We start from the raw sequence: 24,545 nt of genomic DNA, 5'->3' as shown, positions 1-24,545 counted from the left end.
GATGATTTCGGAGACCTTCGATGCGCGCGGCGGGCTCACCTACGTTGACCGCCTCGACGTCACCCGAGGCAACCCCCTCAGGGCCGTTCGACGAATGGCCTGGCCGACAGTGACGCTGCACGCCGACGACAGGACGCTGACCTTCACGTCGCGTTCCGGATCGGACACCCTGGAGCAGTTCAACGTGGCGGCGCTGGCGCACCATCCGTTCTACCGACGGTTCCCGCTGCCGGCGACCGCCGTCTCTTTCGACGTCGAGGGACGCGACCAGATCCTGCTCTTCTGGACTCCCCGCGCGGGCGCGGTCCTGCGTGCACTCGACAGGCTGGGCTGGGACGCCGAACAACCCGAGCCCTGGAACCCGTACGTCTGAGCCGGTGGTCGTGCGGTAGCCCACGGCCCTGGCGACCCGCCTTCGTCACCGTGCGGAGCGACGCCTGTCGGACGAGTACGGACTGTCACGAAAGAGAGAAGGGACACCCTCCGAGGCCCGTTGACATGCGTTTCGAGCGAGTGACAGCGTTGTCATCGACTCATTTCCTCCATTTGAGACGAGGAGCGCATCTTGCTCTATCGGAACTCACCCCGCCGCAGCGCGACAGCAGCCGCCGCCGTCGGCATTCTCATCACGGGGCTGGCGCTCGCTCCGTCCGCGCCGGCCCAGGCGAGCCGCCACCGGGCGCAAGACGGAGCCGTACGGTCGGGTGACGCACGCTTCGAAGTGCTGTCCCCGACCCTGATCCGCACCGAGTACCAGAAGGACGGCAGGTTCACCGACGCCGCCACGTTCAACGCCATCGGGCGCGACGATTTCCCCCGCACGCGTTTCACGAAACACGTCGACAACGGCTGGCTCACCATCGACACCGGCACGATGACGCTGCGTTACCGGGTCGGCTCGGGCGCGTTCACCGCCGACAACCTCACCGTGCAGCTCAAGACCGGCAAGCAGGTCGTGCAGGGCCAACCCTGGGCCGGCCACACCGCCCCGACCTGCGCGTTCGGCGCGCTCTGCGAGGCCGAATCGCTGCAGTTGAACGGCCCCGGCGTGGCCACCGACCACCAGGGATTCACCGGACGCGGCTTCGCGGCCGGCTTCGCCTCGTCCGGCGACTCGATCACATTCGCGCTGGACGCTCCCGAGGGCGGCACGAAGCAGCTCGCCGTCCGCTACGCCAACAGCACCGGCGGCGACGGCCAGAACGTGGACCGCACCCTGACTGTCCAGGTCGACGGCGACGCCGGCCACACGCTGACGCTGCCGCCCACCGCGAACTGGGACACCTGGGGCCTGGCCACCGTGCCGGTCGACCTCACCGCGGGCCGGCACGAGATCAGCGTTGTGCGGGGTCCCAACGACTCCGGCAACGTGAACGTCGACAGCCTCGCGGTGGTCAACCCGGGTGATTCGTTCCCGGTGCCGACCCCGCCCCAGCCGCAGCCCCTGCGGTTCGGCACGCTGGGAGAGGCCGAGACCGGCGCGCTGACCGGCGGCGCGAGGCCCGCGAACGACCACAACGGCGCCTCCGGTACGGGATTTCTCGCCGGCCTGGAAAGCACCACGTCCGCCGACACGCTCACAGTGACTGATGTTCCGTCCGCCGGTGACTACCAGGTGCAGATCCGCTATGCCAACGGCCAGGCCGGCGCCCAGCCGAGCCAGACGCGCACCATGTCGGTCACCGCGGGAACGGCGGCGCCGGTCACGGCGACCCTTCCGCCGACCAGCGGATGGGACTACTGGAACACCGTCTCCGTCCCGGTCCACCTCAACAAGGGCACCAACACCGTGACGCTGGGGTGCCCCACGGATGCCAGTTGCAACGTCAACGTGGACACGGTCGCCGTCACGAGCAAGGGCTCCCCGCTGCTCGCCCCGCACGCGCCGCTTGGCGGCTACCGCCGGGGCCTGGACGGCGTGACCGGTTCCGCCCTCACCGCTCCGGGCCTGCTCTACCAGGACGGCTGGTACCTGCTCGACGACTCGGCCTCGGCCCTGAGCACCACCAAGCCCCGGCCCGCCGCCGAGCAGGACGGCTACGTCTTCGCGTACGGGCAGGACTTCACCCGCGCCCTAAAGGACCTGTCGACCCTCACCGGGCCCACGAAGCTGCTGCCGAAGTGGGCGTACGGGGTGTGGTACTCCGAGTACTACGACCGCACCGCCGCCGAGTTCCAGAACCTGGTGACCCGGGCCAAGGCCGAGGGTGTCCCGCTGGACGTGCTCGTCCTCGACACCGACGTCAAGGCGCCGGACAAGTGGAACGGCTGGAGCATCGACCCCACCCGCATCCCCGACCCGAAGGCGTTCTTCGACTGGGCCAGGAAGCAGGGCCTGCACACCGGCATCAACATCCACCCGAGCATCCTCGGCTCGGACCCGAAGTTCGCGCAGGCGCAGGCCACCGCGAAGGGCAAGCTCCAGCGCGTCGGCTGCAACGGCGGCCCCGACTGCTACGCGTTCGACTTCGGCGACCCGGACCAGCTCACTGCGTACATGCAGCTCCACGACGGGATGATCCCGAAGGGCAGCAAGGGCCCGGACCTCTGGTGGCTGGACTGGTGCTGCGACAACACGAAGTCCTCCCTCGCCGGGGTGACCGCTGACGCGTGGATCAACCAGCAGTACGCCGACAAGACCGGCTTCGCGTTCTCCCGGGCGTACGGCTCGTTGCAGGCCGGCGGCTACAGCAGCCCGACCCCGGTGTCGACCGGCCCGTGGGCCGACAAGCGCACCACGCTGCACTTCACCGGCGACACCACCTCCGACTGGTCAACGCTGCAGATGGAGGTCGGCTACACGCCGGGCGAGTCGGCCGCGACCGGGCTGGCCGCGGTCAGCCACGATATCGGCGGGCACACCGGCGGCCTCCAGGAGCCGGGCAGCGAACCGGGCAGCACCAAGCTGCCCGACGACCTCTACGCCCGGTGGGTGCAGTTCGGCACGTTCCAGCCGATCGACCGGCTGCACTCCAACCACAGCGACCGGCTGCCCTGGCAGTACGGCGCGGCAGCGAACGCGTCGGCCAAGAAGTTCCTGAACCTGCGGGAGAAGCTGCTGCCGTACACCTACGCCGCCGCCAAGGAGGCCACCCGCACGGGTACGCCCATCGTCCGCTCGATGTACCTGGCGTACCCGAACGAGCAGGCCGCGTACGCCACCGCCGGTTCGCAGTACCTCTACGGCCCGGACTACCTGGTGGCACCGGTGACGACGCCCGGCACCACCGCCACGACGTCGGTGTGGTTCCCGCCGGGCAACAGCTGGACCGACATCTTCACCGGGAAGACGTACCGGGGCGGCACCACGCAGAACATCACCACCACGCTGGACACCATGCCGGTGTTCAAGAAGCACTGAGACGGCGTTCCTGAGACCGGCCGGGTGGGGCGACCCACCCGGCCGGTTCGTCTGCCGGCTATCGGTGTGGCCGGCGGGCCAGCGACAGCCAGCCGAGGAACCTGGTGTGCAGCGCCGGCAGGTCCGGGCACAGCCCCAGGCCGTACGCGTCGTCGATCGCCTCTTGCATCGACGCGGCCAGGTAGAACGCCAGCGCGATCGAATGACCGTAGAACTCGGCCACGAGGGCGAGCTGCGCCGGGCTACACGGCCAGGGCGCGGCGCAGTTGCGGCACAGCCACGCCGGGCGCATCGGCAGGTGCGGGCAAGGGCGCGCGGTCATCCGACCCGCACCGGACGTCGCGGACGCTTGGTTGGCCTGGTCGCTCTGACGGGCAGGGGTTGCACCCGCACGCCCGCGCGCATCACGAACAACTCGCGCCGCGCCACAGCGTCGCCGGCCGCGTTCAGCTGGTAGCCCTCAATCCAGACCCACCCGTCGTACGTGTGCCGCTCGGGCAGCTCGCGAATGACGCGTACGAAGATCGGGCGCAGGAACTGCACGCTCGCCGCGGCGGTCAGGTGGACCACGTCACCGGCCTTCATCTTCCCGATCTTCTCGGGTTTGTCGTCGGGCACGGTATTCCCCTTGGTGCCGTTGGAAGGGGCCGCTCCCGTGAGTGCTCGCCCGTCGGGAGCGGCCCCGCTACGAACGCGACCGCCGGATTCCGTGGGCCTGCCAGCCGCGCCGCTTGGTGACACTCTGCTGTGGAGACCACTACGCTTGGAAGGCGTTCCAGGTGTCTGGGCCGGAGCTGGCAGACAGGCTCCAGACGTGTGGCACCTCGGGTAGTCGATCTCCGATTTGAGGAGAGATGTATGGCTGACGTGCCAAGCCCTCTCGCGGACTTCATCGTGAGCGAGATCCGCCGTGCTCGCGGAGCGTCAGGGATGACGCAAGAGTCGTTCGGCCGCGCTGCGGGCTTCAGCGCCTCACACGTCAGCGCCGTGGAAAGCGGCACCCGCGCCTTGACGATGGACTTCATCCGGGGAGCGGACCGCGCCTTCAGTAACGACGGGTTGTTCGGTCGCCTAGTGGTGAAACTCGGCGCACCGTCGTGGTTCCTGCCGTGGCTGGACGCCGAGCGTGGCGCACGACAGCTTCGTCTCTTCGAGCCACTACTGATCCCGGGCCTACTCCAGACCGAGAACTACGCCCGCGTCGTGATGCGCCTGAACGACCTCATGTCCGCCACCGAGGTAGACCAGCAGGTAAGCGCCCGGATGAGCCGACACAAGATCCTGACCGGCGACAGCCCGCCGCAGGTGGTGGCCGTGCTGGATGAATCCACGCTTCGCCGCGCCGGCGACGAACACGCCGGCATCATGGCCGAGCAGGTCGCCCACCTCATCACGGTCGCCGAGCTGCCACACGTCCACATCCACGTGATCCCGGCTGGCGCTGGCCTCCACATCGGGCTGTCCGGGCCGTTCGCGCTGGCGCGGGCCGGCGATGGAGCCTGGGTCGGGCACCTCGAAAATCAGCTAGGCGGGATCGTGGTCGATAACGAAGATGGGCTACATACTCTTCAGACGAGGTGGGAGAACGTGAGAAACGAGGCACTCCCGCGCCGACAGTCCAACGAGCTGATGAAGGAAGTGCACAGCCATCATGGACCTCACTAATGCCATCTGGCGCAAGTCCCGGCGCAGCGGTTCGTCTGGGGGCAACTGCGTCGAGGTCGCCGACAACCTGCCCGGCGTCATCGGTGTCCGGGACAGCAAGGACCCTGTCGGCCCGACCCTGACCTTTGGTCCGGCGGCCTGGCGGGCGTTCGTCACCCAGGTCGCCGTGCGGCGCTAACCGATGCCAGGCCGCGCGCAAGGGCTTCGCACCAGGCCAGAGTGCGTAGTTCGCCGGCGCCCCAAAGCGCTCATCTCCGACTTTGAGGCGAATGCAAGGAGTGGCTTGGCCCGGTATGCGTCGACGGGATAGCCGTGGGAATGCTTACCTCCCGCCGGGATCGTTTCGTCGCAACCCGCGGCCAGACTGACCGATTGACCGAACGCCTAGCGCCTGTCCTAAAGACCACGGATGCGAACGCCGCCCAAGACGCGCACGACGACTTGCCGGGTGGCATGCCTTCATACTGCCGATACAGTTGTTGCCGCGCTGCTCGCCTTGGCCACAACGGAAGGCGGGATCCAAACCAGCCTGGAGGCGCGTGGCGCTACTACCTCAACGTCGAAGTAACGGTAGACGTTCACGCCTACACTGGCGCGCAGATCCTCCTCGCTCATGTGAAGTTCAGGGTCGTACCGCTTACGTCTTTTCCATCCAGCCAGAATCTCGGCCGCCCTCGCCTTATCAATCGCTTCGACCTCACAGACGACATCCGAGCCTTCCGCCTCAGTGACCTCACAAACCTTTAGGAACGCCGCAAAATCTAGCACGCATATTCGGTTCGCCTCAAACCTTCTCGCCTCCACGACCGTGAGGCCGAGGAATTCTCCAGCGATAGAGCGCTCGAAGCCGTTAGTTTGAAAGCGTCGCCGCCACTCGGGAGCTAACCCCAGAGCGATTAACATCCTGTGATCCCGAGGAACGATCATGACTGAGGGGGAATAACCCTCTGCGGATATCTGCTCGATCGCCTGAGACACCCTGTCGCGAACTCCGCCCTTCCCCCTTAACTTCGGCGACGCTTCCTGAATTTTGGAGATTACCGCGCTAAATTCCGAGTGCGCCAAACGGCGCCCGTAATCCCTTGCATGATGGTCCAATCCGACCATCTTCGAGGGCGTAACGAACAACGACTTGTTCTCGAAGTGAGGGCCGAAGCCGAACCTCATGCCAGCCCAGCTCGCGATGGGACGAGAGGATAAGGAGAGGCCTCCCACTTCCAAGAATTCTGGTAGGACACGCGTTGCAGCCCACCCCTTCAACACCTGCGCCTTGAACTCTTCGACCTTTGCCGGATCGAGCGGTTGATCGATAAGCTCCGCCCGCTCTATCGCCGCTTGGGCGACAAGTGACTGATCTAGGGCGGCACCAAGACGGATTACCAGTTCCGCCGACTTCTGGCCGTCAATTCCTGCCGTCGCCAGGAGTTCCTCGTTCTGAGCCAAAACCTTTAGGGCATTCTTTAAGCGCTCGACCCGCTGCTCGAACAGCCACGGGGCCGGCGGGATGATTGCCGCTCTCGGGGAGAGGAAAAGCGCTAAGGCAACCGCAAGAAAGAGAGGGCCTTCGCCATCGATAGCGTGAACCTCATGTTGGGGCAACGAAGACATGACCCAGTCGTCCAATCGGCCTCGCCTCTGCTGCAGGGCAGCATCGACAATCCGGACCAAGTCTTCGGGCTCCGTGAACGTCCGGGCAACTCGGAGAAGCGGCTTCAAGGTCTTCTCCTCCAGTGGTTCTTGGGCAGCAGTGTGTAGTGCCCAGCCCAGGAGAGAGAGCCGCAGCATGGACCGGAAGTCCACCAGTTCACGTTGAATTGAATAAAGCTCAAGGCCATCTCGAGCCTGATCTTCGGTAATCGAAAATCGCTCAGCAAGCGACGAATCTTCTAGCGCTTGCTTGGACAAGTACTCGTCCGGCTCAATCTGCCAAAACTCCAGCAGTCGACAGAACTCCTTGTCAAATTCATCGAAGAGAACGCCGTCGCGGTTATCTAGTGAAATCTTCAAGCACTCGGCAATGGCCCCGAAGAGCACGGTCATGCACTCTGCTGCCTGCCGCGTCTCCGAAACACCACGGCGGTTGTCCTCGAGCCTTGGAACTGCGCGGTACCTACATAGGTCGACCTGCAAACGGATTAAACGGTCATTCGTAATCTTCAAGAACGGCGAGCCCGACCCACCCGTGGGACGCAGCTGAGATCTCGCAAGTCCGGTTATGCCATCCAAAATGTCCGGCGCGTCAAGCTCGATTGCCTCGCTCCCGACGCGGTAGGCAATTCCGATCAGCGCATTCGTCTGCTCACGAAGTCCGCGCTCAATAGCGGTGTCAAGCAACGACCAAAGATCAGACCTCAATTCGTCCAAGGGGGTCCACCGAAACAAGTGTCCTTGGTTAATGAAGCCACCCGCAAGTCGCTGCCCATACGCGGCCCAAGCGCGTGGCCATGCTAGCCATAATTCCGTGTACGAGTCAGCGACGGCTGCGATGGCTGAAGCAGACTCTGAACGTAAGGATTCAAGGCCTTCCTCCTTAACTTGCGAAAGGAGCTTGCCCATTCGTTCGTCTCGTCTACCTTGGGAAAGTATAAACATTGGCAGCGACCGGGCATCCCCTGCAGACCCTTCGGATACCAGCAAGGGGGCATCTTGAGTTACCGCGTCACCGATTACAGCGCGGATTGTAAGCTTTGACTTGCTCTGCTCCGCAGCCAATTCTAGCCGGCGTAGATCAATGTCATATACCGTCGCCGTAGAGGCTGACTTTTGACAGACATATCCGTCATCACGCGGGAGCAAGCTTCGAACTTCAACGCCTAAATCCTTGATCCGCGTGTGAAGTTCGTTGAGCGCCACACGCTCGATGGCCTCCTCACGAACTAGCTGAGCGACTGTCAGATGGACGTCCGCTAGACGTTGGCTTCGCAGCCAATTTGCATCGATGAGACGCATTGCCCGGTACACAAGAAATGGCAGCGCGACTATTCCTAACGCGCTCACTATAGCTGCAAAATGAGCAGCCGCCAGCGGCGGAGTTTCACTCCGCCAAAACAGAGTTATAGGAATAGCGGAAAGACCCGCCCCTCCGAGCATCAAATATTGCGCCAAGCCTGATCGGCCCGCGTACTCCCAAATTGGAACTCCCGGCCGTGAGCGCGTTAAACCTTCGAAAGCAAACAGGACCACCGCCGTCACGAGGGCCAGGATTGATCCTTCCACCTGCCAAAGGAGACCCAAGAAGTCGCGTGAAGTTTCAGCCTTTGAAAATACTGGGAGCGGCGATGCAATCTGCCATCGTTGTCCCAAGACAGGCTCGAGCAGTGCAATGGCTACAGCCACCAGTGGCGCAAAGACAGGCAGAAAGTAGGGCAAAGCGCATGTTTCCCACAATTGGTTTAACTTGCTCCGCCTATGGGTCCTCAAGCCCAGTTCGCGTTGCGCCTCTGTGATCTTGTGAGCGGCTACGCGCCTTAAGGAACGCCCCAGCCTCAAGGTACTCACAGCACGTGCTTTCCAAGGCCGGACTGGAACGACTACCCGCGCTTCTGTCACGGCACCCCCGAAACTATGAGAGCGGTAGATTACCTACAGCACTATGCCGGCTCCCGTTTCGCTCTGGTCGCTCGACTGCCGTGTTCGCGCACGGGGCAGCGACCACACCCAAATCAACGAGTTCCACCCGGACGAGTCTTGCCGTCAGGGCAGCGCTGTCACGGGCGCCGTCTCGGAACCCCAGCCGCAGGCCCGGAACAAGCTGTCGATTGCCTCCAGGTGCGCGCTCCTCGCTGGCCTGCATCAGGTGTGTGTAGACCGGAGGGTGAATCCCGGGTCGGCGTGGCCGAAATACGACACGAGCGCCTTGATGCTCTCCCCCGCGTCGAGCAGCGACGAGGCGTAGAAGTGGCATAGCGCGTGCTTCCCGGTGGCGTGGGCCGGCGTGATCCCGGCCGCCAGCACGGATCGCCAACTCTTGTGTCGAAGGTGCGCCGGTTGATCGCACCCCGCCGGGTGGTGGTGAACAGCAGCGGCGCCATGACCCGCTCGTCGTCGGCCGGGTACGGCCGCGGAACCTACGCAGACGTCCGTCGGCACCAGGACGGGCCGGACAAGAGTTCTGGTCCGGCGACCCGCCAGCGCCAAGTAGCCACCGACCGGGAGCTTGCTGCCTTGTTTGCCGTCGAGGTGGGCACGACCCTGATCGAACAAGAGAAGATCGTCTGGACGAATGGCGTCGTCGGAGAAGTCGTCAGGATTTACCGGCTACTCGGATGAGGCAGCAAGCGCTAGCCCGCGACGCTCCACGTCCGTTCTCACTACAGCACAAGGGCCCCTGCCAGGCACTCCAGGCCGCCGCTTGGGCAGAACTAGTCATCCAGCCAGCGTTACCAACGGTGAAGGCCTTGCCACGCGGTGATCAGATGCTTAGTGTGCTGGTACATCTCCTCCGCGAACGCTAGAGCCTAAAGCCTGGCGCAGACAGCAATAGGGGGCAGGCGTGACAGTCAATCCATTCGAGGCCACTGCTTCCGCACTCGGGTACGCATATCAGTTCCGCTACTCGCCAGCGCGTGCACTGGAGCTCTTTAAAGAAGGCCCGGATTGGCGGATTGCTATCGAGCCCGGCGACGATGCAGAAAAGTTGGCTGCCTCCAACCGCGAGCTGGCTCAACTGAAGCAGCGTGCTCCTGGAACGAGGCTTACAGACGCGAGCGTTAACCTTTGGAAGACGCTGCGCATTGGTCTAAGGGATTACGAGCAGGAACATTCGACCCTTCTACAACGCCACTCTTCCTTATTGCCACTTCTGACGTAGCCGAGGGCTCAGCCGCGCATTTCCTGCTATCGGGGCGAAGTCGTGATGCGCAGAGCGCGCTTTCGCTTCTTTCGGCTGAGAAGACAGTTACGAAAGCCAGCAACCAGAGGATAAGAAGTGACGGACGGTTTCGATAATCTGTCGGACTACGACTTCGAACGGCTTGTCGCTGACCTCCTAACCGCCGAGTGGTCTGCCCGTGTGGAATCTTTTCCGAGAGGCAGAGACGGTGGTGTCGATCTGCGTGTTCTAGGACCAACGAATGCGCCGCTTGGGCTAGCCTCCGGGGAAGAGCTGGTAGTGCAGTGCAAGCACCATCCACTCGCCTCATACGACGAGATCAAAGGCAAATTGGCCCAAGAGGCAAAGAAGGCCATTGTCGATGAAGCCTCTAGATATGTGCTTGCAACGTCGGCCAGATTGACCCGACACAACAAGAAGAGCATCGTGCAGATTTTCTCTAACCGAATCAGGGAGGTTGATATATTTGGTCGAGAAGACATTGCCGCGCTCGTCCGACAGTATCCGGCAGTCGAGCGGGCTACACCTAAGCTATGGATGCTGAGCGGTTCTGTCTTTCAATCGCTGTTGCACCAGTTGGAAAACCTAAGATCGGCGAATCTACGGGAAGAGCTTAAGAGACTTCAGAAAACGTTCGTTGAAACTAAGTTCATCTCGAAAGCCAGAGATGTCATAGACGATCTCGGCATTTGCATCCTTGCTGGGCCCCCTGGTGTCGGAAAGACCACCACCGCACATATTCTTTTACTACAGATGATGGCGGAAGGGTGGGAGCCAATTACAGCCATCGGTGATGTGCGAGAGCTTGAGGCGCAGCTGAGCACGGGCACCAAACAGGTGCTCTTCTTCGACGACTTTCTCGGTCAAAACAGCTTGGACGCGAAGCTGAAGGTAGGCGGCGATGCGGAGCTGGTCAGACTACTGCGCCTAGTCGAGACTGACCCAACCAAGATTTTCCTCATGACCACTCGTGATTACGTGCTCCGGCAGGCCCAACAGAGTTACGAACGATTGAATCATGACATCTTTGACGCTACCCGCGTCTCTGTGATGTCCGAATCTCTTTCCTTGTACGAGAAGGCCCACATTCTTTATAACCAACTATACTTCTCTCCGCTTCGCGGCCTCGCACGCCAGTCCGCCGCAGCAGACTACGTAGACGTTGCACGACATCCGAAATTCAACCCGCGTTTGACGGAAGCAGCCATCGCTTTGATGGCTAGAGCAAATGGCCTTCGGCGCCGTACGGTGAATGCAAGCAGGAGCCAGAAGAACATTGTGTTGGACAGCTCCGGCGTGAGCGTTCCTGCACAACTAGTCGAAGCACTCGAACGCCCGGACGGGCTATGGCACCACGTCCTGCACCATCAGCTGACCGAATTGCAGCGCGACATTCTTTTGGTCCGCTTCTCATTCGGAAGTACGATGATTCGGTCGGAAGAGCTCTATGAAGCAACGAGGGAACTTAACAAGCTGAGTCAACGGCGCTGCCTAGGGGTCGACTTGGATTCGGCCATCTCAGTGCTGGACGGCGATCTGTTGCGGCTAATCTCCGAGGGTCACGGTGACATAACCGTAGCAGCGCTAAATCCCGGACTAGCAGATGCAGTCGGCAACTTTCTCTTGCGCTATCCAGAACAGATCCAAGCTTTGGCCCGCTCTGCCCCGTTCTATGATCAAGTACGGACGGTCGGAGGTTTGTGCGGCTACTTCGAAAGGAGTGAGTCGATCAGCGGGATTCTCAGCCCGAGGCTGAAGGACTTGAAGCAAGATATTCTTGCCGGCGTCGAACGCACTCTTTTCACACCTGGGACCAGCACGGCTGCGACCGGCTTGTTCCCTCTTAGCACTCGATACCAGTGGTACGAGCGGATTGGGGAGCGCTTAGGGCTCTACATAAACCTGTGCCACCAAACAGGCGCAGTTCCGAAGTCGCCAATAATCGAAGCTATCGTCGACGGAGTATTGGAGAACGCCAAGAAGATTGGGGGAGGTGACCTATTGTCACTCGCCCAAGTTCTCCGCTCGTCCATTCCGATCGCTTGGCGACCAACGCGAACACGGTTCGAATATGGCCTGCTGAAGCGGATGAGCGAGCCTGAAGATTTGGAGGAATGGTCCATACTGCGGGACATAGTGAATGTCGTACCAGTTACCTCCGATTTTCGTCGTGACATGGAAGACGAGTTTGAGGAGTATGCCGGCGAATTGGTCCGTGAGATCGTGTATCAACTTGAAGACGAGCCCAGTGGCGATGAAGAGGCCTCGCTGGACGAGATCAGATCGGTCGCTCGACAATGGGGTTGGTCTGTTGATACCTGGGAGGCTGACGCTCTCTTGGAGGAGCAGCGCGACGATGGGCAAGGCAAGGGCTTCGCCCCGGAGGAGGACACAGCTGTTGTTCCGCCAAGCCAATCGCAATCCAGGTCTCGTGTCGACGACATCAACCCGGTACGTCTCTTCAATCGACTGTAAGCGCACAACTGCCCCGTTGATAAACGCTACCGGCGATCCGGCTTTGCTGCCTACCGGGCGACAATGGATCGACAGTTGTCCGTGTGACAGTGTCCGCGCTGCTGCCGATTTCCTCTCTTCTGGATCACCGCACCGCGCTCCGCGCGGTGCGGTGATGCAAGCCCGGCCGGGACACCGCCCTACAGTCGGATCTCAGCACAGCGCGAGTTCGTCTGGGAAGCGCTCGTGAAGCGCGGCGACCACATGCCGTAGGCAGTAATCGAGGCTGTGGCCGTCGACCCTGATCGCCGCACCATCGAGCCGCTGACCCGAGATCACCACGGTCCAGGGCTTGCGCTCCCGCTCGCCGTCAATCTTGACCAGCCCGACCAGACCCATCTCCCCCAGGTGCTCCAGCAGCTCCGGCACGCACTCATCCCACCTCATCCACGAATGGGACCACCAAGACCGCTACGGAAGCCAGCGGGGTCGGCCTGGTCGTGCGTCGGGGCTTCCGTCTGCCGCGCCAGTCCAACCCCGGGACTGGCTTGCCACCGGATCACTCGGTCTCGGCAGCAGGCTCACCACCAGGGCGTGCCAAACACACACAGCCCCCGGCCCCAGCCGGAACGGTCGGGCGTGGACCGGAGACGGTCCAACGGCACTGCCAGCCCGACCCGAGAGGAGGTCAACTGAGCCAGCACTCAGGGCGTCTCCAGGGCGTCAGGGCGTCGTCGGGGCGTCAAACGCCGCCCAATGTTGACCATGAACGACCATCGACACCCGAGCATAGAACCAGCTCAGAGCCTTGATCAGGGCTCTGAGCTGATAGGCGACGGACGAGTCGACCTGTACGCCGGATTCTGTGCGCGGCGCGTACCCCGAGGGGTTTGCGCCGGCGGCGGCCATCCATCTGGGCCTGCCGTTGCCGGCAGGCTCTAGCGGCCTACCCGCAGACATCGGGCGGGCAGCCCTCAAGCGTCTGCGCCGGGTCGTCATCTTGCGGTGACGGCCCTTGCTTGGCCTTGCTCCGGGTGGGGTTTACCGAGCCACCCCGGTCACCCGGGGTGCTGGTGGGCTCTTACCCCACCGTTTCACCCTTACCGTCCCCGTTGGGGTCGGCGGTCTGTTTTCTGTGGCACTTTCCCGCGGGTCGCCCCGGGTTGCCGTTAACAACCACCCTGCCCTGTGGAGTCCGGACGTTCCTCGGCGGCGGGCCGAAGCCCGCCGACGCGGCCGCCCGGTCGACTCGTCCGTCGCGCTCTCATCCTAACGACGAGCGTGCTGCGGGTATTGCCGCCCCGCCCGGGCAAGATCGCGCTGCTCACGGACGATCCGGCGAATGCTTGTCGTAGGGCGACGGCTAGCCTCGTGGGGCTATGGATCTCTCCCACGCCGCGCTGCTGCTCGCCGCCGGTCTCGCCGCTGGCACTGTCAACGCGGTGGCCGGTGGCGGTTCGTTGATCACCTTCCCGGCGATGATCGCGATCGGGTTGCCCCCGGTGCCGGCGAACGTCAGCAACTCCGTCGCCGTCTTCCCCGGGTATCTGGCCAGCGTGGCGGGCAGCCGGCAGGACCTGCCGCGTCCCCGCGCGCTGGCCACGCTGGTGCCTACCACCATCGTGGGCACGATTCTCGGGGCGTTGCTGCTGCTGGCCACTCCCGCCCGCGCGTTCGAGCTGGTCGTACCCTTTCTGGTCCTCGGCGCGACAGCGGTCCTGGCCTTCCAGGACCCGCTGCGCCGCCTGGTCGGTCACCCCCGGGACCTGTCGCCGCGTCGGCGGACTGTCGCGGTGCAGACGATGGTCGCGCTCGGCGCGGTGTACGGCGGGTACTTCGGCGCGGCGCTCGGGGTGATGCTGGTGGCCGGGCTGGCCCTGGTGCTGGACGCGACATTGGCCCGGGTGAGCGCGATCAAGAATCTGCTCTCGGCGGTGGTGGGGTTGACGACGCTCGTGGTGTTCGCCCTGTTCGGCCCCTTGAACTGGGCGGCCGTCGCGGTGGTCGCGCCGGCCACCCTCATTGGGGGGTACGCGGGCGCCCGGCTCGTCCGCCGGCTGCCGGCGGTGGTGCTCAAGACGGTGATCGTGGTGTTCGGTACGACGATCGGCCTCTACCTGCTCTGGCGCGCCCTGAACTAAACCGCCCGCCCGCACCCCGACCGGCCCCCGGCGCCCGGCGCCCGCTCAAGATCCACGCAACTTCAGGGATAGTGCTGGCTCAATTGGCGCCGAGGCAGCAGTTTCCCCGAAACTGCGCGGATCTTGGCCGGCACGGCGCGGCGCGGAGCGGCAGAGCGCAAAAGAAACGCGGTCAGTACGCCTCGCCTACCGGCTCCTCGGCGGTGTTCTCGGCACTCGCGGCGGCGCGGTTCCAGCGGGACCAGAGGACCCGCTCGCCGTAGCCGGCGGCCATCAGGTGCGCGAAGGCCAGGTAGACGAGCACGCCGACGGCGAGCACCCCGAAGCCGACCCAGAACGGCAGCGCCAGCGACTGCTCGGCGAGCTTGCCGGAGATGATCGGTGCCGGCGCGGCGGCACCCCAGCGGACCAGGTTGAACGCGCCGGTGGCGACGCGCCGGTCGCTGGAGCCGAGGCCGAGCGCCAGGTCGGTGAGGTTGGCGTTGGCCAGCCCCATGCAGAGTCCGGCGAGTACCAGCACCACGAGCGCCTCGGCGGTGCTGGTGGAGGTGGCGAAGAGGACCATGCAGACCAGCAGCCCGGCGATGGCCACGCCGACGGTCTGTACCGCGCCGATTCGGTGGGCCAGCCGGTGACCGATGACCATGATGCCGGCGGCCAGGCCGAGCCCCCAGCCGGTGAACGCGAGCCCCAGCGGGATGACGTCCAGGCCGAGAAAGAGCGGCGTGTAGCCGAGCACCACGAAGAACACGAAGTTGTACGCGGCGGTGACCACGCAGAGGGCGATGAACGCCGGCCGGCGGTAGGTGGCGAAGATCTGGCCGACGCGTACCGGGGCCTGACGGTTGGTGGGCTCGCGGAGTTTGCGGGACGCCACGCCGAGGGCGAGGACCATGAAGACGCCGCAGACGAAGAACGGCAGCCGCCAGCTGACCTCGCCGAGCAGGCCACCGATCAGCGGTCCGACGGCGAAGCCCAGGCCCAGGGCGGTCTCGAAGAGGCCCACCACCCATTCCCGGTCGACGGCCAGGTTGACAAGCACCACCATGGCGGTGGCGAAGAACATCGCGTTGCCCAGCCCCCAGACGCCGCGCAGTACTGACAGCTGCACGATGTTGTCGCTGAACGAGGCGAGGATCGCGGCGAGGCCGACCACCGAGACGCCGGTGATGAGCACCGGCTTGAAGCCGAACCGGCCGCTGGCCAGCGTCGCCGGGATCATCCCAAGGGCCATGACCGCGATGTACGCGGTGAAGAGCAGCTCGACCTGCCAGGCGGTGACCCCGATCGCCTCGCCGATGGCGGGCAGGATCGGGTCGACGACGGCGATGCCGGCGATGGCGAGGAAGGCCACCAGCGTGGTGGCGTAGATGGCACTGCGGTTCGGTTCGGAACGCCGATCCACCTCGACTCCTCAGATAGCTGTATCATGCAGGTACTTATTCTGTATCATACAGCTATGAGCGACGACCATGACGAGAGCACCCTCGGCCGGATCGAGACCGAGGTGGCCCTGCTGATGCGCTTCGGTGAGGCCACCCGGCGGGCCACCGGCACCGCCGAGCACCGGGTGCTGGACCGCGCGGCGTACGTCATCCTGCGCCACCTGGCCGACGCCGGCCCGCAGAACGTCTCGGCTCTCGCCGCCCGGCTCAACCTGGACGGCTCGACAGTCACCCGGCAGGTGTCCGCACTTCAGCGCGACGGCCTGATCATCCGTGCCCCGGACCCGTCCGACGGCCGCGGCACTGTCATCTCCCCCACCCCGGCCGGCCTGCAACGGATGGCCGCCGTCCAGGCCGCCCGCACCCGGCTCTACGGCGACATGCTGGCCGACTGGACCCCCGAGGACCGCTCCACGCTGGCTGCCCTACTGGGCCGCCTCAACCAGGCCCTGATCAACCGCAACCGCCCTCGCTAACCCCGCCCACTCCCACTCCCACTCCACACCGCACCCCCGCCCACCCCACCCCACCCCACCCCACGCCTCGCCCCGCCCAGCCCAGCCCAGCCCAGCCGCCCTGCCCAGCCCAGCCCAGCCCAGCCCCGTCGATCTTGCACTTATGGTGGGGGATAAACGGCCTGAATCACCACCTACCGGGCACCATAACTGCAAGATCGACGCGGGAGACGCGGAAGACGCGGGGCGCGAGGACACGGGCGCGGGAGACACGGGGCACGAGAACACGCGCACGGGACAGGTACGCCCGGGCACCGACACGCGTCGGCGCCCGGGCGTTCGTGTCTGAGGTCAGGCGACCGGTTCGCGGGCCGAGTCGGCGTCGCGGTCGGGGCCCGGGGTGATGCGGGGGTCGCCCTCGTCGGCGAAGTAGTCGTCCGGCTCGGTGCCGTCGACTCCTTCCTCGACCTTGGCGGCCCGCAGCGCGAGCGTCACCAGTGCCGCCACGGCCAGGTTGACCGCCACCGCCACGATGCCGACGTAGATCGTCCGAGTGGTGTCGAACCCGAACTCCGACAGCGGGAACGCCGAGCCGCCGAAGTGCTTCCGGGTCGGGCTGGCCACCTGGTAGAGCATCCACATGCCCAACCCCATGCCGGCCACCCAGCCGACGATCAGGCCGGTGCGGTGGAACCAGCGGGTGTAGAGACCCAGCGCCACCGCCGGCAGCGTCTGCAGGATGATCACGCCACCGATCAACTGGAGGTCGATGGAGAACTGCGGGTCGAGGAAGACGATGCAGGCCACCGCACCGACCTTCACCACCAGTGAGGTGATCTTCGAGACGTTCGCCTCCTGGGCCGGGGAGGCGTCCCGCTTCAGGTACTCCTTGTAGATGTTGCGGGTGAACAGGTTCGCCGCCGCGATCGACATGATCGCCGCGGGCACCAGCGCGCCGATGCCGATCGCCGCGTACGCAACGCCGGCGAACCAGTCCGGGAACTGCTGGTCGAACAGCACCGGCACGACGGTGTTGTTGTCGACAGTGCCTTCCTTGGCGCCGGGCAGTGGCTTCACCCCGGACGCGATGGCCATGTAGCCGAGCAGCGCGATCAATCCGAGGATCAGGCTGTACGCGGGCAGCGCCGACATGTTCCGCTTGATCACGTCGCGGTTCCTGCTGGCCAGCACGCCGGTGATGCTGTGCGGGTAGAGGAAGAGCGCCAACGCCGAGCCGAACGCCAGGGTGACGTACTGGAGCTGATTGTTGGCGTTGAGCAGGATCCCGTCGTTCGGGTTCTGCGCCGTGGCCTGGAACTTCGCCTCGGCGGCGTCGAAGATGCTGCCCCAGCCGCCCAGCTTCTGCGGTAGCCAGATCACCGCGACCAGGATCACCACGTAGATCAGGGCGTCCTTGACGAACGCGATCAGCGCGGGCGCGCGCAGCCCCGACTGGTACGTGTACGCCGCCAGGATCGCAAACGCGATGATGATCGGCAGGTGCCGGGCCAGCGCGCTATCGCCTGTCACCCCCATCGTCTTGAGCACCGCCTCGATGCCGACGAGCTGCAATGCGATGTACGGCATGGTGGCGACGATGCCGGTGATCGCGACGAGCAGCGCCAGCACCGGCGAGTCGAACCGGCTGCGGACGAAGTCCGCCGGGGTGACGAAGCCGTGCCGGTGCGAGACCGACCAGAGCCGACAGAGCACCAGGAACACCAACGGGTAGATCACGATGGTGTACGGCACCGCGAAGAAGCCCATCGCGCCCGCGCCGAACACCAGCGCCGGCACCGCCACGAAGGTGTACGCGGTGTAGAGGTCGCCGCCGACCAGGAACCAGGTGATCCAGCCGCCGAAGCTGCGCCCGCCCAGCCCCCACTCGTCCAGGTGCGCCATGTCCTTCGGTGCCCGCCACCGGGCGGCCACGAAGCCCATCACGCTGACCAGGAGGAACAGCAGGGAGAAGACGATGATCTCGGTGAGATGGTCGCGCCACATCAGCGGCCTCCCCGCTTCTTCGTCATCTGGTAGACCAACGTGGTGGTACCGACGCCGAGCAGGATGAAGGCCAGCTGCAGCCAGTAGAAGCGCGGGAAACCGAAGACCCGGGGCGAGTCGCCATTGAAGAACGCCGGGATCAGCGGCACCACGATGGGGATGAAGAGCAACCAGTTCCAGGGGCTGTGGTCCTTCGCCCTGGTCGGCGCCGTGGGCGGCGCCTCCGGTTCGGGTGCAGCCATCTGACACACCTCCGGGGAGTCGTGGCTCTCGATGTAACGGCCGGAGGCTACGACTCTGTGACGGCGGTCACCTGACCCGTTCGGAAGGTGCTGCGCCGAACGGCCGGTCGGCTGCGCCGAACGGCGCGGCCGACCGGCCCTACCAACGAAGGGTGCGGCGGCTCAGTCGAGGCTGGCGAGGTGGGCGGTGTCGTTGACAGTGCGCACTGCCACGCCGCCGTCGGGCCACATGTCGAGCACCGAGATGCCGGCCGCGTCCAGGAAGAGCCGGTGCAGGAAACCGTCGCCGGCCGCGAGGGCGTCGCGCAGCATCAGCTTGATCGGCGAGACGTGCGAGACGACCACCACTGTCTCACCGGGGTACGCGGTGAGCAGCCCGCTGATGACGCGGTGCGCGCGTTCGGCGACCTGGGTGAACGACTCCCCGCCCGGCGGCGCGATCCGGGGTGAGGCGAGCCAGGCGTCCATCTCCCCCGGCCACTGCTGGCGTACCTCGGCGAAGGTGCGCCCCTCCCACTGGCCGAAGTCGCACTCGATCAGGTCGTCCTCGGTGCGGACCGGCACGTCGCCGCCGAGCGCCTCGGCGATCGACGCCGCGGTGGCCGTACACCGGGACAACGGTGAGCTGAGCACGGCCGCGACGGACGGGGCCAGCTCGGCGACCCGGGTGCCGGTGGCGCGGGCCTGGGCCCGGCCACGCTCGGAGAGCGGAACGTCGCCGCGCCCGGAGTAGCGCCGCTGCTCGGTGTACGCGGTCTCGCCGTGCCGGACCAGGATCAGCCGGGTGGCGGTGAAGGTCGGCCGTGGCTCCCAGGAGGCCGGCGCGGTCGCCGGGTCGCTGCCGATGATCGGGGTCGAGGGCTGGCCGGCGGACGGCGTCGTCGCGGGACGGGCGGGGGCCGCAGTCGCCGACGGACGACCCGCGGCGGCGTCCATCGCGGCGTTGGCGAGGGCGTCGGCGTGCCGGTTCTGCTCGCGTGGAATCCAGCTGAACCGGACCGCTGTGAACCGGCCCACCAGCGCGGCGGCCTGGGCGGCGAGAGGGCGCAGGCCGGGGTGCTTTATCTGCCACCGGCCGCACATCTGCTCGACCACCAGCTTGGAGTCCATCCGGACGTCCACCTCGGCGGCGCCCAGCTCGGCGGCGGCGGTCAGCCCGGCGATCAGGCCCTGGTACTCGGCGACGTTGTTGGTGGCGGTGCCGAGCGACTCGGAGCGCTCGGCGAGCACCTCGCCGGTCTCCGGGTCGCGGACCACCGCGCCGTAGCCGGCGGGGCCGGGGTTGCCCCGGGACCCACCGTCGGCCTCCATGGAGACCACGCGCGGCGCCACGACCTACAGGCCCGACTCGTTGGTGCGGACCATGATCCGTCGGCAGTCCTCACAGCGGACCACGTCGTCGGGGGCGGCCTTGCGGATCCGGGCCAGGTCGGCGCCGGACAGGTCCAGGCGGCACCCGCCGCAGCGGCCGCCGGTGAGCAGCGCGGCACCCAACCCGGTGTCCTCGCGGATCTTGTCGTAGAGGTTGACCAGCTCGCTGGGGAGGTCGGCGGCGAGCGGCTGACGGGCGCCCCGCTTGAACTCCTCCTCCTTGGCGATCTCGGCCAGCGCCTCGTCGCGGCGCTGCTCGGTAGCGGCCCGCTTGTCCCGGGTCTCGGCCAGCCGCTGCTCCACGCCGTCCAGTACGCCCTGCGCGGTCTCCCGCTGCTCCATCAGCTCCAGCTCGGCGTCCTCAAGGTCGCCCTGGCGGCGCTTGAGCGAGACCAGCTCGTGCTGGAGCGCCTCCAGCTCGCGGGCCGGGCCGGTGCCGGCGGCCAGCCGGTTCTCGTCCTTCTCCTTGCGGGCCCGGACCTGCTCGACGTCCTTCTCCAACCGGGCGATGTCCCGGTCCAGGTCGTCCACCGCCACCTGGGCGCGGACCCGCTCGTCCTCCATCGACGACAGCTCCCGGGCCAGCGACTCCAGTTCGGCCCGCTCGGCAAGCGTCCGCCTGCGGTGGGCGAGCTGGGCGAGGTTGGTGTCGATCGCCTGGAGGTCGAGCAGGCGGCGCTGCACCTTGGGGTCAGCCTTCACGGTCGGGCTCCTTGTCGTCCACAGCGGGTGCGGCGGCGTGCACGGTCCACGGGTCGGTGTCCAGGTCGGACACCAGCGTCTCGACGTCCAGCGCCTCCCGGAGGAAGGCGGCCAGGTCGTCCAGCCACGGTCGTTCGGTCGCCCAGTGGGCGGCGTCGATCAGGGCGGGACCATCGGCGGCGAGGTGCTCGCCGGCCGGGTGGTGCCGCAGGTCGGCGGTGAGGAACGCGTCCACCCCGGCGGCGGTAGCGGCGCCGAGGAAGCTGTCCCCCGACCCGCCGCTGACGGCGAGGGTACGAACCATACGCCCGGGATCCCCCGCCGCGCGAACTCCCCAGGACGTGACGGGGAGCACCGCTGCCGCGTGCCGGGTCAGCTCGGCGAGGGTCATCGGCTGGGGCAGTTCGCCGATCCGGCCGAAACCCCTGTCGTCGCCGTGGGCGGGCGAGCCGGGCGCGGGTCGTTGAAGTGGGCGCAGACCGGTGAGCCCGAAGCGGGCGGCGAGGGCGTCGGAGACACCCGGCGAGGCCACGTCGGCGTTGGTGTGCGCCGCGTAGAGCGCCACCCCGGCCCGGATCAACTGGTGGATGATCCGCCCCTTGAAGGTCGTCGCGGCGACCGACGACACCCCGCGCAGCAGCAGCGGGTGATGCGCCACGATCATGTCCGCGTCGGCGGCGAGGGCTTCGTCGACAGTTTCGGGCACCACGTCGACCACGCAGAGCACCCGGCGGACCGGGGCGGCCGGCTCACCGAGCACCAGGCCCACCCGGTCCCACTCCTCCGCCCAGACCGGCGGAAAGCGCCGTTCCAGCGCGGCCACCACGTCGCTGACTGTGGGGGCGGATCCGCTTGTGCTCACGGCGGGCCAGCTTACCGGCGTCGGGGCCGCCGGGCGGTGACACCTGGCCCGGCCGCGTCGGGTGGAAGATCTGCCGGATGCGCTAGGCGGCGCTCCAGGAGACGGTCTGCAATGCCGCCAGCGGCATCGCCCAGGGGAAGGCGTGCAGGTGCTGTTCCCCCGTCCCCGGCGGATGCAGAGCGATCACATCGTCGCCGAAGAGCACAGTGACGCCCCACTCGGCCAGCCGGGCCACCCCGGCCCGAAACGCCGGGTGGCAGGCCATCGCCGCGTTTGTGTACGGCACCGCCACGATGGGGACGCCCTTTCCCTGGGCTTCGACCAACAGCCCGAGCGCCAGGGTGTCGGTGATCCCGGCGGCCCACTTGTTGACGGTGTTGACGGTGGCCGGGCAGACGATCATGGCGTCGGCGGGCGGCAGCACGTCCGGGTCACCGGGGTTCTTGTAGTGCGTCCGGACCGGGTGGCCGGTCTGCCGAATCAGGGCCGACTGGTCGACGAACTTCGCGCCGTCCGGCGTGCTGACCACGCAGACGTCCCAACCGTCCTGTTGGGCGAGGTCGACCAGACGACCGACGTGCCGGGCCAGCGGCGAACCGCAGGCGATGACGTAGAGCACCTCGCGGTGCCCGCTGCTGTGCGCTGCACCGGCCATCAGACCGGCTCCGCGCTCATACCCCTACTCCCATGTGCTCAGCCAACTCCGCTACCGGAGAAGGCGGCGCACCACGTGTGCGACGGAGGATGTCGGACATCACCTCGTGCGCGATCGGCCGGCAGCGGATCTCCGACGGGGCGAGCCGGTCACCGAGCAGCAGCATCTCGCCGGCGTTCGCCACGTCACCTATCTGGGCGTACCCGCGGGCGATGTCGAGCAGGTGGTGGGCGCGGCGCTCGGGCAGCAGCGCGTTGAAGGCGGGCTCCGCGATGCGCAGCTGGTGCACCTCCACGGCCCGCCCCCCGTCGCCCAGCTCCACGGCGGCGGCGGCCCGGTGCAGCTCGACGTTTGTCGGGCCGAACGACGTCCAGTAGTGGTTGTGGTCGCCGCCGAGCAGGGTCGCGGCCTCCTGCGCGCAGTTGATCAGGTCGTCGACGCTGGCCGAGTCACCGATGCGGGACGCGGCCATCGCGCCCTGGAGCAGCAGCATCCCGTAGACGGACAGGCGGGCCGGTGAGACCTCGTTGCTGCCACCCGGCGCCAGCCGGTTGGCGATCTGGACGTTCAGCTCCAGCGCGGGGCGGGCCCGGCCCATCGCTACCAGGGCGTTGCACACCCGGGTGGTGGCGATCCCGGCGAGCAGCGGATCGTCGGCCCGCTGGGCCACCGCCATCGACCGGTCGGCGGCCAGCCAGGCGAGCTCGCACTCGCCGAGCTTGCGCAGCACCGAGGAGGCGATCTGGTAGACCTGGCCGAGCAGGTGGGCCGCCTCGGCGGCCTGCTCACCACCGTAGGCGGCGTCGGCCGCCTGGGCGTCGCGCAGCAGCTTCGGCAGCGCCCGGGTGAGCATCCCGTAGCGGCCGTACTGGTAGGTGAGCCAGGCGTGGTTGACGGCCTTGCGCATGTCGTCCATCGGGGGCGGGTACGGCGCCGCGTCGAAGTACGCGCTCATCGAGTCGTAGCGTTCCAGCGCCGCCCGGATCTCCTGCACCTCGACCTGGTCGATGCAGTTGAGGGCGTCGGCGCGCCGCTCCGGGTCCTTGCCCATGAGCAGCTGCACGTCCATCTGAAGGATGTCGGCGATCTCGTAGAGGACGGAGAACTTGTCCAACCGTCGGACGCCGCGTTCGACCTTGTCCACCCAGCTCTTGGACTTGCCCAGCCGGTCCGCGAAGACCTGCTGCGACATCTTGCGTCGCCCCCGCCAGTAGGCCACTCGCCGTCCTATGGGTAGCTCGTCCATCTCCCCATCCTCCCCTGCCACCGACGACCAATCGAGTCGGGGCGATGTCCCCGGGTGCGGCGACTGCCGTTCATTTTCAGGTTTTCGCTGGTCGCACAGGATGTACGTCAGCCGTACAGGTAGTCCTCGTACTTTTCGTGCAAGTTGCACGAGCCGTTCGTCAACCTCAACGATCGTGGGTTACGGCAGTGACGGTGCTCGACATGCGACCTGGCGAACGCCGGGCCCGACGAGAGGAGTTGGCACACATGTGGGGGAATGTCGTACCGCGCGTTGCCGAACTGTCGCCGCTGGAACGGGTCCGGCTGCGCCGGGTCGCCATCCGGTACGCGGTACACGGCTGGGAAGTCACCCCTGGTGCCTGTCTGGCCCGCAGCCGCTTCGTCTGCGGGCGGGCCGGCTGTCCCACAGTGGGCTGCCACCCCGCCCTGGAGAACTGGGAACTGGCCGCCAGCGCCGACCCGGCCCGGGTGGCGACCTGGTGGCGGAGCCGACCACACGGGGTGCTGCTGCCCACCGGCCGAGCCTTCGACGTGCTGGAGGTGCCCGCCCACCTCGGCCGACACGTGCTCGACGCGGTCCAGATCCACCCGGCCGGCACCGGCGTACGCGGACCGGTGCTGGTCACGCCCACCGGGCGGTGGATGTTCCTGGTCCGTCCCGGCGACCCGCTCCGGCCGGAGTTGGAGCACTGCTTCCACGTGGTCCGGCACGGGCCGGGCTCGTGGATCCCCGCGCCGCCCACCCGGCTGCCGGAGGGCACGGTCCGCTGGGCGGTCGCCCCGGAACAGGCGCGCTGGCAGCTTCCGGATTCGTACCTCGTGCAGAACACGTTGATCGGGGCGCTGCGCGCCGCCGGGGTGACGCTCGCCCCCGACCTGCTCCCCGGTCACCTGCCGCTGCCCCGACGAGGCATGTGAAACCGGCCGGTCGGCGATTCGATCCGGTGCCCGACAGCGTCGCCGAGGCGTCGGTCCTCGTTGACAGGGGGACGGTGCGAACGCGCGCCACGAACGGGGGAACGATGTCCACAAACGACAGAGCGCCTCACCCCGGCGGCACCGAGCCGCCCCGGCGCAGCCACCCGGGGCGCCGCTGGGCCGGCACCCGC

23 protein-coding genes and 1 other RNA gene are annotated in these 24,545 nt (G+C 66.5%); 10 read left to right on the top strand and 14 right to left on the bottom strand.

What is annotated here, in order from left to right:
* Nucleotide 1: 1 nt before the first annotated feature.
* Both AB0C20_RS06180 and AB0C20_RS06175 read left to right on the top strand, forming a co-directional pair.
* Nucleotides 2-373, top strand: a complete 372-nt coding sequence (locus tag AB0C20_RS06180) for a hypothetical protein (RefSeq protein WP_357567490.1) — start codon at nucleotides 2-4, stop codon at nucleotides 371-373.
* 192 nt (nucleotides 374-565) lie between these two features.
* Nucleotides 566-3,361, top strand: a complete 2,796-nt coding sequence (locus AB0C20_RS06175) for a TIM-barrel domain-containing protein (RefSeq protein WP_357567489.1) — start codon at nucleotides 566-568, stop codon at nucleotides 3,359-3,361.
* A gap of 58 nt (nucleotides 3,362-3,419) precedes the next feature.
* Here the strand turns inward: AB0C20_RS06175 and AB0C20_RS06170 are convergent, their stop codons facing one another.
* Both AB0C20_RS06170 and AB0C20_RS06165 read right to left on the bottom strand, forming a co-directional pair.
* On the bottom strand, nucleotides 3,420-3,683 hold the full coding sequence (locus tag AB0C20_RS06170; RefSeq protein ID WP_357567488.1) for a hypothetical protein: 264 nt from the start codon (nucleotides 3,681-3,683) through the stop codon (nucleotides 3,420-3,422).
* A complete protein-coding gene (locus tag AB0C20_RS06165; RefSeq protein ID WP_357567504.1) occupies nucleotides 3,680-3,946 on the bottom strand; it encodes a hypothetical protein in 267 nt (88 codons plus the stop codon). The genes AB0C20_RS06170 and AB0C20_RS06165 overlap by 4 nt, the downstream gene beginning before the upstream one ends.
* Before the next feature lie 273 nt (nucleotides 3,947-4,219).
* Here AB0C20_RS06165 and AB0C20_RS06160 point away from each other — a divergent pair, with 273 nt between their 5' ends.
* On the top strand, nucleotides 4,220-5,026 hold the full coding sequence (locus tag AB0C20_RS06160; RefSeq protein WP_357567487.1) for a helix-turn-helix transcriptional regulator: 807 nt from the start codon (nucleotides 4,220-4,222) through the stop codon (nucleotides 5,024-5,026).
* The gene (locus AB0C20_RS06155) at nucleotides 5,013-5,204 is read left to right on the top strand and encodes a DUF397 domain-containing protein (RefSeq protein ID WP_357567486.1); all 192 of its coding nucleotides are present in this window, start codon (nucleotides 5,013-5,015) and stop codon (nucleotides 5,202-5,204) included. The genes AB0C20_RS06160 and AB0C20_RS06155 overlap by 14 nt, the downstream gene beginning before the upstream one ends.
* A gap of 281 nt (nucleotides 5,205-5,485) precedes the next feature.
* Here AB0C20_RS06155 and AB0C20_RS06150 read toward each other — a convergent pair whose 3' ends face one another.
* Together AB0C20_RS06150 and AB0C20_RS06145 are read right to left on the bottom strand one after the other, a co-directional pair.
* Nucleotides 5,486-7,066 carry a hypothetical protein gene (locus AB0C20_RS06150; protein WP_357567485.1) on the bottom strand — a complete coding sequence of 527 codons (1,581 nt, stop codon included), beginning with the start codon at nucleotides 7,064-7,066 and terminating at the stop codon, nucleotides 5,486-5,488.
* Between the two features lie 1,752 nt (nucleotides 7,067-8,818).
* Nucleotides 8,819-8,980 (bottom strand): hypothetical protein, encoded by a 162-nt coding sequence (locus tag AB0C20_RS06145; RefSeq protein ID WP_357567484.1) that lies wholly within the window; start codon nucleotides 8,978-8,980, stop codon nucleotides 8,819-8,821.
* Nucleotides 8,981-9,013: 33 nt separating this feature from the next.
* Here AB0C20_RS06145 and AB0C20_RS06140 point away from each other — a divergent pair, with 33 nt between their 5' ends.
* The 3 genes from AB0C20_RS06140 to AB0C20_RS06130 all read left to right on the top strand — a co-directional run bounded on the left by AB0C20_RS06140 (nucleotide 9,014) and on the right by AB0C20_RS06130 (nucleotide 12,332).
* Nucleotides 9,014-9,295, top strand: a complete 282-nt coding sequence (locus tag AB0C20_RS06140; RefSeq protein WP_357567483.1) for a hypothetical protein — start codon at nucleotides 9,014-9,016, stop codon at nucleotides 9,293-9,295.
* Nucleotides 9,296-9,518: 223 nt separating this feature from the next.
* Nucleotides 9,519-9,836, top strand: coding sequence for a hypothetical protein (locus AB0C20_RS06135; protein ID WP_357567482.1), 318 nt, complete (start codon nucleotides 9,519-9,521; stop codon nucleotides 9,834-9,836).
* Nucleotides 9,837-9,953: 117 nt separating this feature from the next.
* Nucleotides 9,954-12,332 (top strand): restriction endonuclease, encoded by a 2,379-nt coding sequence (locus AB0C20_RS06130; RefSeq protein ID WP_357567481.1) that lies wholly within the window; start codon nucleotides 9,954-9,956, stop codon nucleotides 12,330-12,332.
* Between the two features lie 192 nt (nucleotides 12,333-12,524).
* On the opposite strand, the gene AB0C20_RS06125 is transcribed toward AB0C20_RS06130, so the two are convergent.
* Nucleotides 12,525-12,740, bottom strand: a complete 216-nt coding sequence (locus AB0C20_RS06125) for a hypothetical protein (RefSeq protein ID WP_357567480.1) — start codon at nucleotides 12,738-12,740, stop codon at nucleotides 12,525-12,527.
* 407 nt (nucleotides 12,741-13,147) lie between these two features.
* An RNA gene (gene rnpB / locus AB0C20_RS06120) (RNase P RNA component class A) lies at nucleotides 13,148-13,563 on the bottom strand.
* Nucleotides 13,564-13,690: 127 nt separating this feature from the next.
* Between rnpB and AB0C20_RS06115 the strand changes: the two genes are divergently transcribed.
* Nucleotides 13,691-14,452, top strand: a complete 762-nt coding sequence (locus tag AB0C20_RS06115; RefSeq protein WP_266304789.1) for a sulfite exporter TauE/SafE family protein — start codon at nucleotides 13,691-13,693, stop codon at nucleotides 14,450-14,452.
* Between the two features lie 172 nt (nucleotides 14,453-14,624).
* On the opposite strand, the gene AB0C20_RS06110 is transcribed toward AB0C20_RS06115, so the two are convergent.
* The gene (locus AB0C20_RS06110; protein ID WP_357181169.1) at nucleotides 14,625-15,857 is read right to left on the bottom strand and encodes an MFS transporter; all 1,233 of its coding nucleotides are present in this window, start codon (nucleotides 15,855-15,857) and stop codon (nucleotides 14,625-14,627) included.
* A 54-nt stretch (nucleotides 15,858-15,911) separates the two neighbouring features.
* Here AB0C20_RS06110 and AB0C20_RS06105 point away from each other — a divergent pair, with 54 nt between their 5' ends.
* Nucleotides 15,912-16,373, top strand: a complete 462-nt coding sequence (locus tag AB0C20_RS06105; RefSeq protein WP_357181172.1) for a MarR family transcriptional regulator — start codon at nucleotides 15,912-15,914, stop codon at nucleotides 16,371-16,373.
* 330 nt (nucleotides 16,374-16,703) lie between these two features.
* Here the strand turns inward: AB0C20_RS06105 and mctP are convergent, their stop codons facing one another.
* The 7 genes from mctP to AB0C20_RS06070 all read right to left on the bottom strand — a co-directional run bounded on the left by mctP (nucleotide 16,704) and on the right by AB0C20_RS06070 (nucleotide 23,434).
* Complete coding sequence (gene mctP / locus AB0C20_RS06100; protein ID WP_357181176.1) at nucleotides 16,704-18,356, bottom strand: monocarboxylate uptake permease MctP; 1,653 nt, start codon at nucleotides 18,354-18,356, stop codon at nucleotides 16,704-16,706.
* Entirely contained in the window at nucleotides 18,356-18,598 is a 243-nt protein-coding gene (locus tag AB0C20_RS06095; RefSeq protein ID WP_091409411.1) for a DUF3311 domain-containing protein, read from the bottom strand. The genes mctP and AB0C20_RS06095 overlap by 1 nt, the downstream gene beginning before the upstream one ends.
* Before the next feature lie 162 nt (nucleotides 18,599-18,760).
* Nucleotides 18,761-19,930, bottom strand: coding sequence for a bifunctional RNase H/acid phosphatase (locus AB0C20_RS06090; protein ID WP_357181180.1), 1,170 nt, complete (start codon nucleotides 19,928-19,930; stop codon nucleotides 18,761-18,763).
* Between the two features lie 3 nt (nucleotides 19,931-19,933).
* Nucleotides 19,934-20,671: a C4-type zinc ribbon domain-containing protein gene (locus AB0C20_RS06085; RefSeq protein WP_210783496.1), complete on the bottom strand. Its 738-nt coding sequence runs from the start codon at nucleotides 20,669-20,671 to the stop codon at nucleotides 19,934-19,936.
* Nucleotides 20,661-21,533 (bottom strand): Nif3-like dinuclear metal center hexameric protein, encoded by an 873-nt coding sequence (locus tag AB0C20_RS06080; protein ID WP_328652701.1) that lies wholly within the window; start codon nucleotides 21,531-21,533, stop codon nucleotides 20,661-20,663. Before AB0C20_RS06080 ends, AB0C20_RS06085 begins: the two co-directional genes overlap by 11 nt.
* A gap of 82 nt (nucleotides 21,534-21,615) precedes the next feature.
* The gene (locus tag AB0C20_RS06075) at nucleotides 21,616-22,188 is read right to left on the bottom strand and encodes a flavoprotein (RefSeq protein WP_357181185.1); all 573 of its coding nucleotides are present in this window, start codon (nucleotides 22,186-22,188) and stop codon (nucleotides 21,616-21,618) included.
* Between the two features lie 16 nt (nucleotides 22,189-22,204).
* Nucleotides 22,205-23,434 carry a helix-turn-helix domain-containing protein gene (locus AB0C20_RS06070; protein WP_091409394.1) on the bottom strand — a complete coding sequence of 410 codons (1,230 nt, stop codon included), beginning with the start codon at nucleotides 23,432-23,434 and terminating at the stop codon, nucleotides 22,205-22,207.
* 248 nt (nucleotides 23,435-23,682) lie between these two features.
* Between AB0C20_RS06070 and AB0C20_RS06065 the strand changes: the two genes are divergently transcribed.
* Entirely contained in the window at nucleotides 23,683-24,354 is a 672-nt protein-coding gene (locus tag AB0C20_RS06065) for a bifunctional DNA primase/polymerase (RefSeq protein WP_091409390.1), read from the top strand.
* Nucleotides 24,355-24,545: the final 191 nt, after the last annotated feature.

The sequence above is a fragment of the Micromonospora sp. NPDC048843 genome, from assembly GCF_040649965.1.
GTDB lineage: Bacteria > Actinomycetota > Actinomycetes > Mycobacteriales > Micromonosporaceae > Micromonospora > Micromonospora hortensis.
This window is presented reverse-complemented; position numbering and strand designations above follow the sequence as displayed.